Annotated in this window: 14 protein-coding genes; 9 read left to right on the top strand and 5 right to left on the bottom strand. The window is 65.7% G+C overall.

All coding sequences use genetic code 11. From position 1 onward, the window contains the following. Positions 1-74 precede the first annotated feature (74 nt). Positions 75-1,535 carry a dihydrolipoamide acetyltransferase family protein gene (locus EYS21_RS04025; RefSeq protein WP_131131929.1) on the top strand — a complete coding sequence of 487 codons (1,461 nt, stop codon included), beginning with the start codon at positions 75-77 and terminating at the stop codon, positions 1,533-1,535. A gap of 39 nt (positions 1,536-1,574) precedes the next feature. Continuing rightward, complete coding sequence (locus EYS21_RS04020) at positions 1,575-2,183, top strand: phosphatase PAP2 family protein (protein ID WP_242633282.1); 609 nt, start codon at positions 1,575-1,577, stop codon at positions 2,181-2,183. Positions 2,184-2,211: 28 nt separating this feature from the next. On the opposite strand, the gene EYS21_RS04015 is transcribed toward EYS21_RS04020, so the two are convergent. From EYS21_RS04015 to EYS21_RS04005, 3 genes are all read right to left on the bottom strand, one after another. Further along, on the bottom strand, positions 2,212-2,550 hold the full coding sequence (locus EYS21_RS04015; RefSeq protein WP_131131927.1) for a hypothetical protein: 339 nt from the start codon (positions 2,548-2,550) through the stop codon (positions 2,212-2,214). A gap of 162 nt (positions 2,551-2,712) precedes the next feature. Continuing rightward, on the bottom strand, positions 2,713-3,141 hold the full coding sequence (locus EYS21_RS04010; RefSeq protein WP_131131926.1) for a universal stress protein: 429 nt from the start codon (positions 3,139-3,141) through the stop codon (positions 2,713-2,715). Positions 3,142-3,190: 49 nt separating this feature from the next. After that, complete coding sequence (locus EYS21_RS04005) at positions 3,191-4,483, bottom strand: PLP-dependent aminotransferase family protein (RefSeq protein ID WP_131131925.1); 1,293 nt, start codon at positions 4,481-4,483, stop codon at positions 3,191-3,193. 111 nt (positions 4,484-4,594) lie between these two features. Between EYS21_RS04005 and EYS21_RS04000 the strand changes: the two genes are divergently transcribed. Beyond that, positions 4,595-5,437, top strand: coding sequence for an isocitrate lyase/phosphoenolpyruvate mutase family protein (locus EYS21_RS04000; RefSeq protein ID WP_131131924.1), 843 nt, complete (start codon positions 4,595-4,597; stop codon positions 5,435-5,437). Between the two features lie 17 nt (positions 5,438-5,454). Here EYS21_RS04000 and EYS21_RS23655 read toward each other — a convergent pair whose 3' ends face one another. Beyond that, entirely contained in the window at positions 5,455-6,291 is an 837-nt protein-coding gene (locus EYS21_RS23655) for a hypothetical protein (RefSeq protein ID WP_242633281.1), read from the bottom strand. Between the two features lie 192 nt (positions 6,292-6,483). Continuing rightward, a complete protein-coding gene (locus tag EYS21_RS03990) occupies positions 6,484-7,047 on the bottom strand; it encodes an NADPH-dependent FMN reductase (RefSeq protein ID WP_131131923.1) in 564 nt (187 codons plus the stop codon). A 124-nt stretch (positions 7,048-7,171) separates the two neighbouring features. On the opposite strand from EYS21_RS03990, the gene EYS21_RS03985 reads away from it, so the two are divergent. The 6 genes from EYS21_RS03985 to EYS21_RS03960 all read left to right on the top strand — a co-directional run bounded on the left by EYS21_RS03985 (position 7,172) and on the right by EYS21_RS03960 (position 15,323). Further along, positions 7,172-7,780 (top strand): TetR/AcrR family transcriptional regulator, encoded by a 609-nt coding sequence (locus tag EYS21_RS03985; RefSeq protein WP_131131922.1) that lies wholly within the window; start codon positions 7,172-7,174, stop codon positions 7,778-7,780. Between the two features lie 365 nt (positions 7,781-8,145). Continuing rightward, positions 8,146-9,129: an ABC transporter permease gene (locus EYS21_RS03980; RefSeq protein WP_131131921.1), complete on the top strand. Its 984-nt coding sequence runs from the start codon at positions 8,146-8,148 to the stop codon at positions 9,127-9,129. 2 nt (positions 9,130-9,131) lie between these two features. Then, positions 9,132-10,109 carry an ABC transporter permease gene (locus EYS21_RS03975; protein WP_131131920.1) on the top strand — a complete coding sequence of 326 codons (978 nt, stop codon included), beginning with the start codon at positions 9,132-9,134 and terminating at the stop codon, positions 10,107-10,109. Beyond that, positions 10,106-12,346, top strand: a complete 2,241-nt coding sequence (locus EYS21_RS03970; protein WP_131131919.1) for an ABC transporter ATP-binding protein — start codon at positions 10,106-10,108, stop codon at positions 12,344-12,346. The genes EYS21_RS03975 and EYS21_RS03970 overlap by 4 nt, the downstream gene beginning before the upstream one ends. A gap of 52 nt (positions 12,347-12,398) precedes the next feature. Continuing rightward, positions 12,399-14,117, top strand: a complete 1,719-nt coding sequence (locus EYS21_RS03965; protein ID WP_131131918.1) for an ABC transporter family substrate-binding protein — start codon at positions 12,399-12,401, stop codon at positions 14,115-14,117. 141 nt (positions 14,118-14,258) lie between these two features. Continuing rightward, complete coding sequence (locus tag EYS21_RS03960; RefSeq protein ID WP_131131917.1) at positions 14,259-15,323, top strand: Gfo/Idh/MocA family oxidoreductase; 1,065 nt, start codon at positions 14,259-14,261, stop codon at positions 15,321-15,323. The last annotated feature ends 115 nt before the right edge of the window (positions 15,324-15,438 follow it).

Raw genomic sequence — 15,438 nt, 5'->3', positions numbered from 1 at the left:
CACACCCTTCCCAGACTTGCCGCCCGTCTCCTGGCCAGGAGACAAGGACCTGAGCTCCCGAAACCGAGGACACCATGACTGTGAACAAGTTCAATCTCCCTGACGTGGGCGAAGGCCTGACCGAGGCGGAAATCGTCTCCTGGAAGGTGAAGCCGGGTGACACGGTCGCCATCAACGACGTCCTCTGCGAGATCGAAACGGCCAAGTCCCTCGTGGAGCTTCCTTCGCCCTTCGCCGGGACAGTCACAGAGCTGCTGGTTCCCGAGGGGATCACCATCGACGTCGGGACCGCCATCATCAGCGTCTCCGATTCTGTGTCGGGTGACCCCACCCCGGCGGACGTCCCGGCGCCTGCCGTGCCGGTGCAGCCGCTGTATGGCAAGCTGCCGGCGTCCGACGCCGACACTTCGGACAGTGCCCTGGCCGGCGGTCCGCTGGTGGGATCCGGTCCCAAGGCCGACGCCGTCAAGCGCCGCGCGCGCAAGGCCGCACCTGCCTCGCCGGCCGTGTCGGCCCCGGTTCCGGCGGCCGAGCCTGTCCAGTCCACCGCAGCCGTTCCTGCCGTTCCGGCTGGCCCAACCGCCGAACCGCTCGACGACCGTCCTACGCTGGGCGACACCATCACTGGCCTGGTGAACCGGGTACTGGCCAAGCCGCCGGTGCGCAAGATCGCCCGTGACCTGGGCATCGACCTGGCCGACGTGGTGGCGACCGGCTCCCGCGGCGAAGTCACGCGTGAGGACCTGGTCAGCTACCAGGCGCAGCGCGATGCCGAACTGGACCAGGCTGACGGCTTCTGGGGCAAGGCCGGCAAGCCGCAGGACCAGAGGATCGAACGGATTCCGGTCAAGGGCGTCCGCAAGGCCACCGCGAAAGCCATGGTGGAGTCCGCCTTTGCCGCGCCGCACGTGAGCATCTTCGTGGACGTCGACGCCAGCCGGACCATGGAGTTCGTCAAGCGGCTCAAGGCGTCCCGTGACTTCGAAGGCATCAGGGTTTCGCCGCTGCTGATCCTCGCCAAAGCCGTCATCTGGGCAGCCGCCCGGAACCCGAGCGTCAACGCCACCTGGGTGGACAACGCCGGCGGCACCGACGCGGCGGAGATCCACGTCAAGCACTACATGAACCTTGGCATTGCCGCAGCCACCCCGCGGGGACTCATGGTGCCCAACATCAAGGATGCCCAGGACCTCTCGCTCAAGGAACTGGCCCTGGCGCTGAACAACCTGGCCACCACGGCCCGCGCCGGAAAGACCCAGCCGGCGGAAATGCAGGGCGGCACCCTGACCATCACCAACATCGGCGCCCTGGGCATCGACACGGGGACGCCCATTATCAACCCGGGCGAGGTGGCCATCGTCGCCTTCGGAACCATCAAGCAGAAGCCCTGGGTCCTGGACGGGGAAGTCATCCCGCGCTGGATCACCACCCTGGGCGGGTCCTTCGACCACCGCGTGGTGGACGGTGACCTGTCCGCCCGCTTTATGGCCGACGTCGCCGCCATCCTTGAGGAGCCGGCGCTCCTGCTGGACTGAACCACTATGCCGGAGCAGCAGACCAACCGACGAGGCCCGTTGACCGATTCAGCCCTACGCACCAAAAACCGGACGGCCCGCTGGCTGACCGAGGTTTTCCAGCCCCCGGTGGTGGTATCGGTCCAGCTGCTGGTCAGCCCCCTCACCGAACCCGGGTTTCCGGGAACGATCGGCTACGGGGCTCTGGCCGCGCTGTTCGTGTGCGTCCTGCCCCTGGTGCTGCTGCTGGTCCTGGTGAAACTGGGCAAGGTCACGGACCACCATGTCAGCGACCGCAGGCAGCGGGCGCCCGTCCTGCTGATGGCACTTGCGTCGGTGCTGGCAGGACTTTTGGTCCTTGACGTGACCGGTGCGCCGCGGAGTGTCGTGGTGATGGTGCTGACCATCGTCGGCGGCATTGTGGTGATCGGGGCCGTGAGCCCCTTCTGGAAGATCAGCGGACACGCTGCGGCGATATCGTCGTCGGCCGTTATCACCGTGCTGATGCTCGGGCCAGTCTGGCTGCCGCTGCTGGTCCTGATACCCGCGGTGGGCTGGTCCCGGGTGGTCCTACGCGCCCACACTGCGGGGCAGGTGGTCGCCGGGGCGCTCGTGGGCGGCCTGGTGATGTCAGGGTTCTGGTGGCTGCTGCAGGGCTGGCTGGTCTAGCCGCCGGCGCGCAGACCCGGGCCGCCGGTCAGTAGGACGCGTACGTGGACATCAGCTGGATGGTCTCGGGGCTCATGACCGTGCTGCTGAAGTTCCAGGCAACTGCCATGATCAGTCCGCCGACGCCGGTGCCGATGGCAGAGAGTGCCGCAAAGAACTTCCAGTCCTCGCGGATGACACTGCGGAAGGTGTCCGGGAGGCGCAGTCCAGGGGAGATAAGGTTGGGGGCGCTGTCCACGGTGCCGTCGTCCAGCAGTGCCACAACGCGGCCGTTCCCACGGTCCACCCGCATGGAGCAGATGTGGTTGCCGTGCCGGGCCAGGAGGATGTCGTGGCCAACAAGCTGGCGGCGCTGGAGAGTGATCAAGGGGACCCCTTAGGTGGTGTGGTTGGTGGCTGTCCGCACCTTTGGGGGCCCTTCAATTTTATCGTCGGCTGCGCAGTGGAAACAGCGTTCCGAGGGTGAGAAGGGACACCACGCATGCCACCCTGTGGGCGATGCGTGGTGTCCGCACTTCAGTGTTCGGTGTCAGTCGGCGTCGTAGGTGTTGGCGATGTAGACATCGCACGTGGCGTTGTGGGCCACGCTGTTGGCCACGCTGCCCAGGACCCGGCCAATGCCGCGCATCCGCCGGTTGCCCACCACGATCATCCGGGCGCTGAGGCGCTCGGCTTCCTTGATGAGTGCTTCGGCAGGCTTTCCGCGGGCGGCCGAGTAGGTCACCTTGACGTCGCCGGCGAGGGAGTCCGCCACGGTCCTGGCCACGTTCTCCGCGCCGTCTGCATCTGAGACGATCCACTGGTCGCTGCCGCTGCCGAACACTTCGGTGCGGTCACTGTCGAAGGCCGAGACCACGTGAAGTGAGGCGCCCACGGCGCCCGCGAGGTCGCGTGCGGCCTCCGCGGCCTTCTTGGCAGTTCCGCTGCCGTCGACCCCAACAACAATAATTCCGCTCATCTTTGCTCCTTTGCTTCGGTAAGTGGCGCCTGATCCAGTCTGGCCAAGGCTACAGCGCGGCGATGGCTTCCCGCAGTACGGGGGCCAAACGGCGGACACCTTCGGTGATCGCGTCGGGCGGGACGGCGCTGAACGCCAGCCGCAGTTTATTGGACGGATCATCGGACGGGGTGAACGCAGCGCCGGGGATAAAGACAACGCCTGCGTCGATCGCCTTCTTCAGCAGGGGATAGGTGTCCACACCATCGGGGAGGGTCACCCAGACGAAAAAGCCGCCCTCCGGGCTGGTCCAGCTTGCGCCGTCGGGCATGTGCTCGGCGAGGGCCGCAAGCATCGCCTGGCACCGTTCGGCGTAGAGCCCCCGGTAGGTCTCGATCTGGCCCTTCCAGTCATACTCGCGGAGGTAGGCCGACACCAGCATCTGGTTCAGCGTCGGCGGGCACAGGGTGACGGCCTCCGAGGCGAGGTAGTAGCGCCGCTGCAGGTGCTCGGGCACCAGGGCCCAGCCGATGCGGAGGCCGGGTGCGAAGATCTTGGAGAACGAACCCATGTAGATGACGTCGGCCGGGTTGGCCGCACGCAGCGGTGCCAGCGGCTCGCCGTCGAACCGCAGCAGCCCGTACGGATTGTCCTCCAGCACCAGAATATTCGCCTTGCGGCATATATCCACGATCTGCTGCCGGCGGTCCTGCGCGAGCGTGATACCGGACGGGTTGTTGAAGTTGGGGATGGTGTACAGGAACTTGATGTTCTTTCCTGCGGTCTGCAGCGCCGCGATCCTGGCCTCCAGCAGATCAGGGACGAGTCCGTGACTATCCATTTCCACGGTTTCCACCTGGACCTGGTAGGCCTCGAAGGTGTTCAGCGCGCCGACGTAGGTGGGGTTCTCCACCAGGACAACGTCGCCCGGGTTGCAGAAGACCTTGGTGGCCACATCCTGGGCCGACTGCGAGCCCGCCGTGATCACCACGTTTTGCGGCAGGGCGTCGAGGATGCCTTCGGCCGCCATTACTTCGCAGATCTGCGCGCGCAACTCCTCCATGCCCTGGCCTCCGCCGTACTGCAGGGCGGTGAGGCCATCCTCGGCGATGATGGTGGCCGCCGTGCGGGCCAGCCGCTCCAGGGGCAGTGACTGCAGGTAGGGGCTTCCTCCGGCGAGGGAGACCAGTCCGGGCCGCATCGAGATGTCAAAAACGTCGCGGACAGCGGATTGCTTGATGTTGGCGGCGCGCTCCGAGAACAGATCCTCGTGGCGGTGTGCGGACGTGGCCGCGCGTTCGATAGCGTCAATGGCCTCTGCGGGCAGCAGCGCTGCTGCGGCATCAAGTGTTTCGTGGGTCACACCCTCAGGATACAGCCGACAGTTGCTGATAAGGCAACACTTGTTTATCAACCAGCCACGGTGTGCGGGCAGAAGCTTTACGTCCGACGGCGGAAGGGCTGGAATAGACCCATGACGACGCCCCCGCAGTCCACGCCGCTGGCCGCAGCATTCAGGTCACTCCACCACGGCCGTGCGCCGCTGGTCCTGGTCAACGTCTGGGATGTGGCGTCGGCGAAACTCGTGGAGGAAGCCGGGGCCACGGCGCTTGCCACCTCAAGCTCCGCCATTTCCTGGAGCATGGGTTTTCCCGACGGCAACAGGCTCCCGCCAGGACTGGCCATGGCAGCACTGGCGCGGATCGTTGCCGCCACTTCGCTTCCGGTCACGGCCGACGTCGAAACGGGCTATGCGGGTGACGGCGGCGGCTATGACCACAGGCGGCTCCGGGACACCATCCTGGCGGTGCTGGACGCGGGCGCCGTCGGCATCAACTTCGAGGACTCGGGAGATGATCCGCTCACGGATGTCGGCGAACAGTGCCGCCGCCTCAACGTGGTCAGGGAGACCGCCCAGGCTGCCGGCGTCGAACTCTTCATCAATGCCCGGACGGACACCTACCTCTCCGGCGGCTATCCGGAACGGGCTTTTGAGGAGACGGTCAGCAGGGCTGAGGCCTATCTCGCCGCCGGCGCCAGCGGGATTTTTGTGCCGGGCGTGACCGACCTGCACGTGCTGCATGAACTGTCGCGGCGCATTGATGCGCCGCTGAACGCCCTCGCCGGTGTCGGGGCGCCGTCGGTGGGTGAGCTGCACGACGCCGGCGTGCAGCGGATCAGCATCGGCGGCAACACCGCGAAGGCGGCCTATGCAACGGTGTCCAGGGTCGCCGGCGAGGTACTGGGCGATGGCAACTGGTCGGAGCTGGCCGGGGCACGGAGCCACGCGGCCATGGACGCCCTGTTCGGCGGATAGTCCGGGATGACGCGGTCCTACTTGAGGCTCAGGGCTTCGGCCAGGCCAACACCATTGACATAGATCTCCGCCCGGATGGCACCCACAGCCGAAACCGCAGTCTGGGTCAGCTGTGCTTCGATCCGCGGAATGTCGCAGACTCCGCCGGGCCTGATAGTGCCGGCGAGGTACACCGTGACCGTGGTGCCGTCGAAGCTGCCGGAGAGGAAGTCCAGGGCGGAGCCGGACAGTGAGTTGTACACATCAGCGATAGGTGGCTCGGATCCGTCCAGCAGCGCGCCGATCGCCGCCGGGAGCGGTCCGGCAGGCTCCGTGTTGGCGTGCCTGACGCCCACCAGGCTGTCGTTGCAGCCGAATCTGACGCCACTGCTGCCGCCGTCGTCAAGGAGGACGTAGTAGGCCGTGACTGCCTGGGTTCCGGCCGTATTGCCGCGCGGAGGATCGTCGGGGGCAGGAGCCTGGCTGGACGGCGGCGGACCCTTTGCGGGCCCGGTTCCCGGGACGGTGGCCTGGGCCTGGCCGGCGCTGCCGGAACCGGCGGCCGGGCCCGACGGGCCGGCCGACGGCGTGTTCCCCGGCTGTGTGCCCGCCCCAGTCGAAGGGGCGGTGGCAGGCGCGCCATCGGAAAGCGCCGGACCCGCGCCCGGGTCGCCGTTTCCAAGTGACCCGGGCGGTGGCGCGGCCTGGGGCTGGGGGACGGGGGTCGGTGGCTCGTCCGGCGCGGCCGCCGGTTGGCTGGCGGCCGTGCCGGCCGGGAAGTCGGTGCCGGAGGAGCAGGCCCCCAGCCACAGCGGAAGCACCAGGGCCAGCGCTGCCGCCGTCGCCCGTTGTGTGGCCCTTCGCCTGCTTGCCATCCCAGCACCGCGATTCCGTCCGGAAAGTTCCGTGCATTAACGTTACGGCGGCCCGGCAGGACAGGGAATGCCGGTGCGGTACCGGTTGGGTCAAGAGTTGGTCACGCGGGCACACCGCCGGGGCCGGCGGTTCACGGAGCCATAACAAAAGCCCCGCACGCCTTGCGGCATGCGGGGCTTTCGGTATCAGTGTCAGGCGGCGGCGGCGGTGCGTGCGGCGTCAAGGGCGTCAAAGACACCCTTGATCTGCTCCACAACCTCAACGTCATCCTTCGGGTGCAGCTCGGCGAAGCGGACCATGGAGCCGGGAACTGCCAGCTTGACGTCCTCGAGCACCTGCGCGCCGGCGATGCCGACAGCCTTCCGGGCTTCGTCCTGGGCCCACACGCCGCCGAACTGGCCAAAGGCGGTACCGACGACGCCGGTGGGCTTGCCTGCCAGGGCGCCGGCGCCGAAGGGGCGGGACAGCCAGTCGATGGCGTTCTTCAGGGACGCCGGCACGGTGCCGTTGTGCTCCGGAGTGACGAGCAGGAGGGTATCGGCTTCGTTGGCGGCGGCGCGCAGTGCGGCGGCTGCGGCGGGGACCTGGCCTTCCACGTCGATGTCCTCGTTGTAGAACGGGATGTTGCCGAGGCTTTCGTGGATGACCACGTCAACATGCTCGGGCGCGTTCAGGGCAATGGCCTCGGCAAGCTTCTGGTTGGTGGACTCGGCGCGGAGGCTGCCGACGAGGGTAAGGACGGTGCTCTTTGACATGGTGGCTCCTGGGTCTGGGCTGCGGCAGGTCCGCAGGCTGGTTCGGAAACTCAGGCTGTTGAGGCCTTCACCGTCTAAACGGACTACGGTCCGGATAATATTCCCGGGGTCTAGAATGTGGGATGTGAGCTTCATCCCATTGCGCCCCGGATCCCTGTCCGGACCGGTCACCGAGCGCAGCGACGCCGCCAGGAACCGTGAGCGCCTGCTGGGGGCCGCGCGTGAACTGATAGAGGAATGCGGCGCCGACGGGCTCACCATGGACAGGCTCGCCGAGCGCGCCGGTGTGGGCAAAGGGACTGTCTTCCGCCGGTTTGGCAGCAGGGCCGGCCTGATGATGACGCTTCTGAGTGACTCCGAGGCGGACTTCCAGGCCCGCTTTATGTTCGGCCCGCCGCCGCTTGGTCCGGGCGCTCCGGGTCTGGAGCGGCTCGTCGCGTTCGGCGCCGCCCGCATCGCGTATGTGCTGGAATACGGGGAACTTGCCCGCGCGGCCGACGAGTCCGCCTACAACCGCTTTGACGTACCGGCCGCCGTCCTCTGGCACCGCCATATTGAACTGCTGCTGCGCGCGGAAGGCATGGACGCGGACCCCCGCCTGATGGCCATGGCCCTGAGTGCCACGCTGGACCCGGAGCGGCTGCTTCATGCGGTCCGCGTCCATGGCATCGAACCCGGGCGTCTGGTCGAATCCTGGCGTGAACTAGTCACACGGGTGGTGCGCGGGGCGTAGATTACGCCTCAGGCCGGGCAGTCGTCCAGTCAAATCAATTCCACAGAATTATTCATAACGATCTGATACGGGGCGCGTGGTTTCCGCGGCATTGCCCGGTTTTTGGTCCATTCCATGTGGTAGTTTCCTCTGGAATGTGACCCGCAACATAGTCCACCAGGGCCTGGCCGGCAACGGCTGCGGGAAGCCAGCTACCCGCTGGTGAAGAACCCGGAAGTGGCGGCGCATCCCCTGCCTGGCCGGGGACGACGGAAGGATCAAGCTCGTGATTGCACTTACGGCCAATGCCCCGGAGCCTATGCACCGGCGTCCCCTGATACTTCAGGATGAGCACCCGGCAGCGGCGATTCAGAAGTAGCTGCCACATGCTCCGGTACCTCGCCAAGCGCGGAATCACGTATGTTTTTATGATCTTCCTGACCACTTCGGCCGGTTACTTCCTGGCGGTCAGCTCCCTCAAGCCCGCGCTGCTGGAGCAGGAGCGGATTCCCCGCCCCACCCCCGAGCAGGTCGCGAACTCCATGCGCCTCAAGGGCCTGGACCCGGATCTTAGCCCGTGGGAACGCTACGTGGAGTGGCTGACGGGCATCGTGACCAGGTGGGACTGGGGCCGCAGTCCGAATGGCGCCTTCGTCAACGCCGAATTTGGCGACCGGGTGTGGATTTCCACCCGCCTGTTCCTTGCATCCATCATCCTGACGCTCGTGATCGGCGTCGCCCTCGGTGTGTACTCGGCGGCCCGCCAGTACAAGTTCCAGGACCGGGTCATCACGTCCTACAGTTACCTTGCATACATCGTGCCCGCACCCATCGCCTACTTCCTGGTGCAGCTGGGTGCCATCAACATCAACGAAACCGTCGGTGAGCGGATTTTCTTCGTCACGGGCATCTCGACGCCCGGCATGGAACAGGGCTGGGCCCAGTCCCTGGACATGCTGGCACACTACGCAGTACCCACCGTGGCCATCACGCTGGTGGGCTGGGGCTCGTACCAGATCGCGCAGCGGCAATACCTGCTGGACAACGTCAACGCGGATTTCGTCCGCACGGCCCGCGCCAAGGGCCTGACCCGGAACCAGGCCATCTCCCGGCACGCCCTCCGCGTCTCGTTTATCCCCGTGGCCCAAAGCATCGCCTTCACCATCCCGGCCATCTTCGCAGGCGGCTTCTTCGCAGAAAAAATCTTTGCCTGGCCCGGCGTCGGCAGTTGGAGCATCGACGCCATCTCGCTCCAGGACGTCAACGCGGCCACGGCAACGCTGGCCTACGGGTCGGTCATCTTCGCACTGGGCGCCATCCTGGCAGACTTCGCCACCACGCTTGTTGACCCGAGAGTGAGGGTGCAGTAGCCATGACCAACCTCAACGCCGTTGACCCGGCAGCCGTGGCGCAGGACGCGCACCTGGAAAGCGCCGACGTCATCATCGGCAAATCCACCATCATCTTCCGCCGTTTTATGCGGAACAGGACCGCCGTAGCCGGCCTCCTCATTTTCCTCGGCCTGACCCTCTTCTCCTTCGTCGGAGGGTACTTGACCCCCTGGGACAAGGAAACCATCGACCCCTTCAACATCGCCATGCCGCCCTCCGCCGAGCACTACCTGGGCACCTCCCAGGCCGGGATCGACCTGTTCGCCATGACCGTCGAGGGCACCCGGATCTCCATCCTCATCGGCCTGATAGTTGGCCTGGTCTCCGTCCTCATCGCGGCGGTCTACGGCTGCACCATGGCCTACTTCGGCGGCAAAGTGGACAAGGTCATGCTCTTTGTCCTCGAGGCCCTGATCATGATGCCGGCCCTGCTCGTGGTGGCGGTGGCCACCAGCGGCGGAGGGGACGGACTCAAGAAGAACCTGCCCAGCTGGCTCCTCCTGATCATCGTGCTCCTGGTCTTCAGCTGGATGGGCACAGCCCGGCTCATCCGTTCCCTGTCCATGTCGCTGATGCAGCGGGACTTCGTCAAGGCGGCCCAGTACATGGGCGTCCCGCCCCGCAGGATTGTCTGGCGGCACCTGGTACCCAACATCGGTTCCCTCCTGGTCCTCGACATCACCCGCGGTGTCACCGGCGCCATCCTGGCCGAAGTCGCCTTCTCCTTCATCGGCATCGGCATCAAGGTCCCGGACGTCAGCCTGGGGGTGCTGATCGGCGGCGCCACCTCACAGGTCCAGACCTTCCCGTGGATGTTCTGGGTCCCCCTGACGGTGATGTTCCTGCTCACCGGTTCCCTGGCCATGATGAACGACGGCCTGCGGGACGCCTTTGACCCCAGCTCCAGTTCCGCCGGCAAGGCCAAGAAGAAAAACAGCGTTAAGGAGCCGGCGAAATGAGCAGTGGAACGTACCTCGAACCGGCGGACCCCACATCACACTCAGCCGCCGAACGGCTCCAGGTCGCAGGCCTCTACTCGCCGTCGGACGCTGTCCTGTCTGTCCGGGACCTGAACGTCCGGTTCAACTCCGAAAACGGAGTGGTGCACGCCGTCCGCGGAGTCGACTTCGACCTGATGCCTGGCAAGACCCTGGGCATCGTGGGCGAATCAGGCTCCGGAAAGTCCGTCACCTCGCTGGCCATCATGGGCCTGCTGCCGCCGACGGCGGAAATCGCCGGGTCCGTGCGGCTGCTGGGCAAGGAACTGCTGGGACTCAATGACAAGGCGATGTGCGCCTACCGGGGCAACGACATCGCCATGGTGTTCCAGGACCCGCTCTCGTCCCTGACGCCCGTCTTTACCGTGGGGGCCCAGATCACCGAGGCCCTCACTATCCACAACCCCACGATGAGCAAGCAGGCCAAAGAAGCCCGCGCCGTCGAACTTTTGGCCATGGTGGGGATTCCCAGCCCGAAGGACAGGCTCAAAGCTTTCCCGCACGAGTTCTCCGGCGGAATGCGCCAGCGCGTCATGATCGCCATCGCCATCGCCAACAACCCGCGGGTGCTGATCGCCGATGAGCCGACGACGGCACTGGACGTCACGATCCAGGCCCAGGTGCTGGAGGTGCTTCACACGGCGCAGGAGGAGACCGGCGCCGCCGTCGTGATGATCACCCACGATCTGGGCGTGGTGGCGGGCATAGCCGACGACATCATGGTGATGTACGCCGGAAGGCCGGTGGAGACCGGGCAGGTGGATGACATCTACTACGACCCGAGGATGCCCTACACGATGGGCCTGCTTGGGGCGGTGCCGCGCGTGGATGTGGCGGAGAAGACTTCGCTGGTGCCCATCGAGGGCATCCCGCCCAACCTCATCTACACGCCCACCGGCTGCTCGTTCGCGCCGAGGTGCCCGCTGGTGACGGATGCCTGCAGGGACGGTGAGCCGGAACTGCTTCCCGCGGGCGGCCAGCCGGGACACAAGGCTGCCTGCATCAAATCCGATGCGCTGGGCTCGGACGCGGACGTCCTGGAAATTTTCTCGGCACCCCCGGTGCCGGTGTCCCGTTTCGATGCCATCCCCCGCGGGGAACGCGCCACAGTGCTGGAGCTCAGGGACGTTCGCAAGCACTTCCCCCTGACCAAGGGCGCCCTGCTGAAGCGGCGCATCGGCACCGTCAAGGCCGTGGACGGCCTGAGCTTCGACATCCGCGAGGGCGAGTGCTTTTCCATCGTGGGGGAGTCCGGCTCGGGTAAAACCACCACCCTGCTGGAAATTATGGAATTCCACAAGGACCAGGACGGCGAGGTGGTCATCGGCGGCCTGAGCAACAAGGAAGCCACCACCGGCAAGGCCAGGAGCGCCATGCGCCGCGAGCTGCAGATGGTGTTCCAGGACCCCACCGGGGCACTGGATCCCCGGTTCACGGTGTATGAGGTCCTGGCCGAACCACTGCAGAATGCCGGCCTGGATAAGCAGGCCATCAGGAAGCGCATCATGGAACTGATGAAGCTGGTGGGCCTGCAGCCCGACCACGTCAACCGGTTCCCCAACCAGTTCTCCGGCGGCCAGCGGCAACGCGTGGGCATTGCCCGTGCACTTGCCGTGAACCCGAAGCTTGTGGTCCTCGACGAGCCGGTGTCCGCCCTGGACGTTTCCGTCCAGGCCGGAGTCATCAACCTGCTGGACCAGCTGCGCGCCGAGCTGGGCCTCAGCTACCTGATGGTTGCCCATGACCTCTCGGTGGTCCGGCACATTTCCAACCGCGTTGCCGTGATGTACCTGGGCAAGATCGTGGAGATCGGTGAGGTGGACCGGGTCTTTGACAACCCCCGCCATCCCTACACACGGGCGCTGCTGTCAGCAATTCCTGTGCCGGATCCGCAACTGGAGCGGACCCGGGAGCGCATCATCCTCCAGGGCGACCTTCCGTCCCCCCTCGATGCGCCCAAGGGCTGCAACTTCGCCACCCGCTGCCCCGTCTTTGCGGCACTGCCCGCAGCGAAGCAGGAGAAGTGCCTCACCCTCGAACCGCCGCTCGAATCCGTTCCGGCGTCGGCCGCGGCACAAACCCTGGAGTCTGGCCGGGTGCCCCCGGCGGACCAGCAGTTCGCCTGTTTCTTCCCGGACGGCGAGCTGGCCGAGGACATGCTGGTGGTCCACGAAACGGCGGAACCCCATGCACCCTAGATTTTTTCGACCCATCACAAGCACCACCACTCGCACGAATGAAGGGAACACCATGAAGAATCTGACCAGGATCGGCGGAGCGGCGGCCATTGCGGCTGCTTTGGCGCTGACTGCCTGTGGCGGTGGAGGCACGTCCACCGGACCCGAAACGGCAAAGGGCCAGGAGTCAGGAAGCGACCTCTCCAAGCTCATCAGCATCAATGAGAAGCCGGTCGCGGATCTTGAGAAGGGCGGCAAAGTCACCCTGCCGCTGGGCAGCATCGGGCCGGACTTCAACGGTTTCTCCAACAACGGCAACAGCTCAGACAACTCCGCCCTGCAGATCCCGATCAACCCGGTGGCCGTGAACAGCGGCGGCATGGGCGGCTGCTGGAAGGTGGACTTCGTCGGCAAGGTGACGCCGAACAAGGACTTCTGCGAGTCAGTGGACAGCAAGGTGGTGGACGGCAAGCAGACCGTCACCATCAAGGTCAACGACAAGGCCACCTACAACGACGGCACACCCATCGACATCAAGGCGTTCCAGAACACCTGGAACATCCTGAAGAGCCCTGATGCCGGCTACGACATCGTCAGCTCGGGTGCCTACGAATTCGTTGAGTCCGTTGAGGCAGGCAGCAGCGACAAGGAAATCATCGTCAAGACCAGCCAGCCGGTCTACCCGGTTGATTCGCTCTTCTTCGGCCTGATCCACCCGGCCGTCAACACGCCCGCAATCTTCAATGAGGGCTTCGTGGGCAACATGCATCCGGAATGGATGGCCGGCCCCTTCAAACTGGACCAGTACGACGCCGCAGCCAAGACCGTGACCCTCGTTCCCAACGAGAAGTGGTGGGGCACCAAGCCGGTCCTGGAGAGCGTGGTCTTCCGCCAGCTGGAAACCAGCGCCCAGATCGCCGCGTTCAAGAACGGTGAAATTGACGGCATGTCCGCCAACACCATCTCCCTCTACAAGCAGCTCGAGGGCACCAAGGACTCCGAAGTCCGCCGCGGCCAGCGGCTCTTCGCCGGCGGCATGAACATCAACGCCCAGAAGATCACGGATGTGGCGGTCCGCAAGGCCATCTTCGCCGCTGTCGACCGCGAGGCCCTCCGCAAGGTCCGCTTCAACGGCCTGAACTGGGAAGAGCCCAGTTCCGGCTCCATGATGCTCCTGCCGTTCTCCGAGTACTACCAGGACAACTACCCGGTAAAGGAAACCGGCGCGGATGCAGCCAAGAAGGTCCTGACCGACGCCGGCTACGCCCCGAACGCTGCCGGAATCATGGAGAAGGGTGGCGTTCCCGCCGCGTTCAAGATCAGCAACTTCGGTGACGATCCCACCACCCTGGCCTTCACGCAGACCCTGCAGAAGCAGCTCCAGGCCGGTGGCATGGAAGTTGGCATCGACCAGCGCGCCTCCGCCGACTTCGGCAAGGTCATCGGAGGCCGCGACTTCGACATGAGCGTCTCCGGCTACACCGTTGGTCCGGACGCCACCGACGCCGTCAAGCAGTACTACGACTCCAAGGTCAACGAGAACGGCCTGGGCGACGCCGAGCTGGACAAGAAGATCGCCGACCTCGCCTCCATCGAGGACAACGCCGAGCGCAACAAGGCAGCAATGGAAGTTGAGAAGGAGCACATGGCGAAGTACTTCTCCATGGGTGTTGTCATGAACGGCCCGCAGATCTCCTTCGTCCGCACGGGCCTGGCCAACTACGGCCCGTCCCTGTTCCAGAGCCTCTCGCAGGTGCCGGACTGGACCACGCTGGGCTGGGTCAAGAAGTAGCCCCTCCCCTGTAACCGATTTGTTGCAGGTTTTTCGCCAACGCTCTCTCACTTTCGGTCGGTCACCGGGCTGGAAGTGGGAGAGCGTTTGGTTTTAACCGGCAGGAAGTGACAGAGGGTGCGCGGGGGTAGCCTAGCCCTTATGACCGGGACTGAAGCTGAACGCACCATCTGCACCGCCGTCGTCGGCTATGGACTCTCAGGGAGCGTCTTCCATGCGCCGCTGATTGCGGCGGACGCCCGCTACTCGCTGGACGTCGTCGCAACATCCGACGCCGGACGGCAGGCTGCCGCGGTGGAGCGGTATCCAGGCGTCAGAACAGTGCCCGACGGCGACGCCGTCCTTGCGCTGGCCGGGGACCTTGATCTCGTGGTGCTGGGGACACCTCCCGCAACGCACTACCCGTTGGCCAAGGCCGCGCTGGAGGCCGGGCTCGATGTGGTGGTGGACAAGCCGTTCGTGGTCCGGTCCGCCGAGGGGCAGGAACTGATCGCCCTCGCGGAGCGGCTGGGACGGGTACTCACGGTCTTCCAGAACCGGCGCTGGGACGGCGATTTCCTCACGGTCCGGAAGCTGCTGGCCGGTGAAGCCCTGGGAAGCGTAAACCGCTTCGAGTCCAGCTTTGAACGCTGGTCCCCGGATATTTCAAAGGCATGGAAGGCCCAGGCCACCGCAGCGGACGGCGGCGGCGTGCTGTTCGACCTCGGCACGCACCTCATCGACCAGGCGCTTTTGCTGTTCGGTCCGGCCACGGTGGCCCACGCGGAGCTGCAGGCGCGGCGTCCTAGCGAGCAGGTGGACGATGACGTTTTCCTCGTCCTCGACCACGAGTCCGGCGTGACCAGCCACCTGGGCATGAACATGCTCTGCGCCCAGCAGGGTCCGCGTTTCCGCATCCTCGGATCCGCGGGCGCGTTCACCAAGCACGGGATCGACCCGCAGGAGCCGTACATCGTGGCCGGCGGCAGCCCGCTGGACGTCGAGTTCGGGGTCGAGGCGCCGGAGTGGGCAGGCATGCTCGGCCGTGACGGGCACCTGGACGCGCTGCCCACCGAACGCGGCGCCTACCCCGAGTTCTACCGGCTGCTGGCAGCCAAGATCAACGACGGCGGCACCGCCTCCAAGCTGCCCCTCCCGGTAAACCCGGCAGCCGCCGTCGAGGTCCTAAAAATAATAGAAAAGGCCCGCGAACTGCTTGGATTCTAGGGGTCGTTGCAACACCTGTTGGTTAGGTGGTTAGTAGTAAATCACGTAAACGCTCGGCTGGAGTTTTCCAGCCGAGCGTTTTGCGTGGGCGTCCGTTGAGTTCCTGCGCGACGTG

The sequence above is a fragment of the Arthrobacter sp. S39 genome, assembly GCF_004320525.1.
GTDB lineage: Bacteria > Actinomycetota > Actinomycetes > Actinomycetales > Micrococcaceae > Arthrobacter.
Note: the sequence above shows the minus strand (reverse complement) of the source record. Positions and strands in the feature narration are given on the sequence as shown.

Coding starts and splice junctions, on each gene's coding strand:
- EYS21_RS03960 (WP_131131917.1), top strand. CDS start 14,259: ATGACCGGGACTGAAGCTGAACGCACCATCTGCACCGCCGTCGTCGGC.
- EYS21_RS04025 (WP_131131929.1), top strand. CDS start 75: ATGACTGTGAACAAGTTCAATCTCCCTGACGTGGGCGAAGGCCTGACC.
- EYS21_RS04000 (WP_131131924.1), top strand. CDS start 4,595: ATGACGACGCCCCCGCAGTCCACGCCGCTGGCCGCAGCATTCAGGTCA.
- EYS21_RS03975 (WP_131131920.1), top strand. CDS start 9,132: ATGACCAACCTCAACGCCGTTGACCCGGCAGCCGTGGCGCAGGACGCG.
- EYS21_RS03965 (WP_131131918.1), top strand. CDS start 12,399: ATGAAGAATCTGACCAGGATCGGCGGAGCGGCGGCCATTGCGGCTGCT.
- EYS21_RS03970 (WP_131131919.1), top strand. CDS start 10,106: ATGAGCAGTGGAACGTACCTCGAACCGGCGGACCCCACATCACACTCA.
- EYS21_RS23655 (WP_242633281.1), bottom strand. CDS start 6,291: ATGGCAAGCAGGCGAAGGGCCACACAACGGGCGACGGCGGCAGCGCTG.
- EYS21_RS03980 (WP_131131921.1), top strand. CDS start 8,146: ATGCTCCGGTACCTCGCCAAGCGCGGAATCACGTATGTTTTTATGATC.
- EYS21_RS03990 (WP_131131923.1), bottom strand. CDS start 7,047: ATGTCAAAGAGCACCGTCCTTACCCTCGTCGGCAGCCTCCGCGCCGAG.
- EYS21_RS04010 (WP_131131926.1), bottom strand. CDS start 3,141: ATGAGCGGAATTATTGTTGTTGGGGTCGACGGCAGCGGAACTGCCAAG.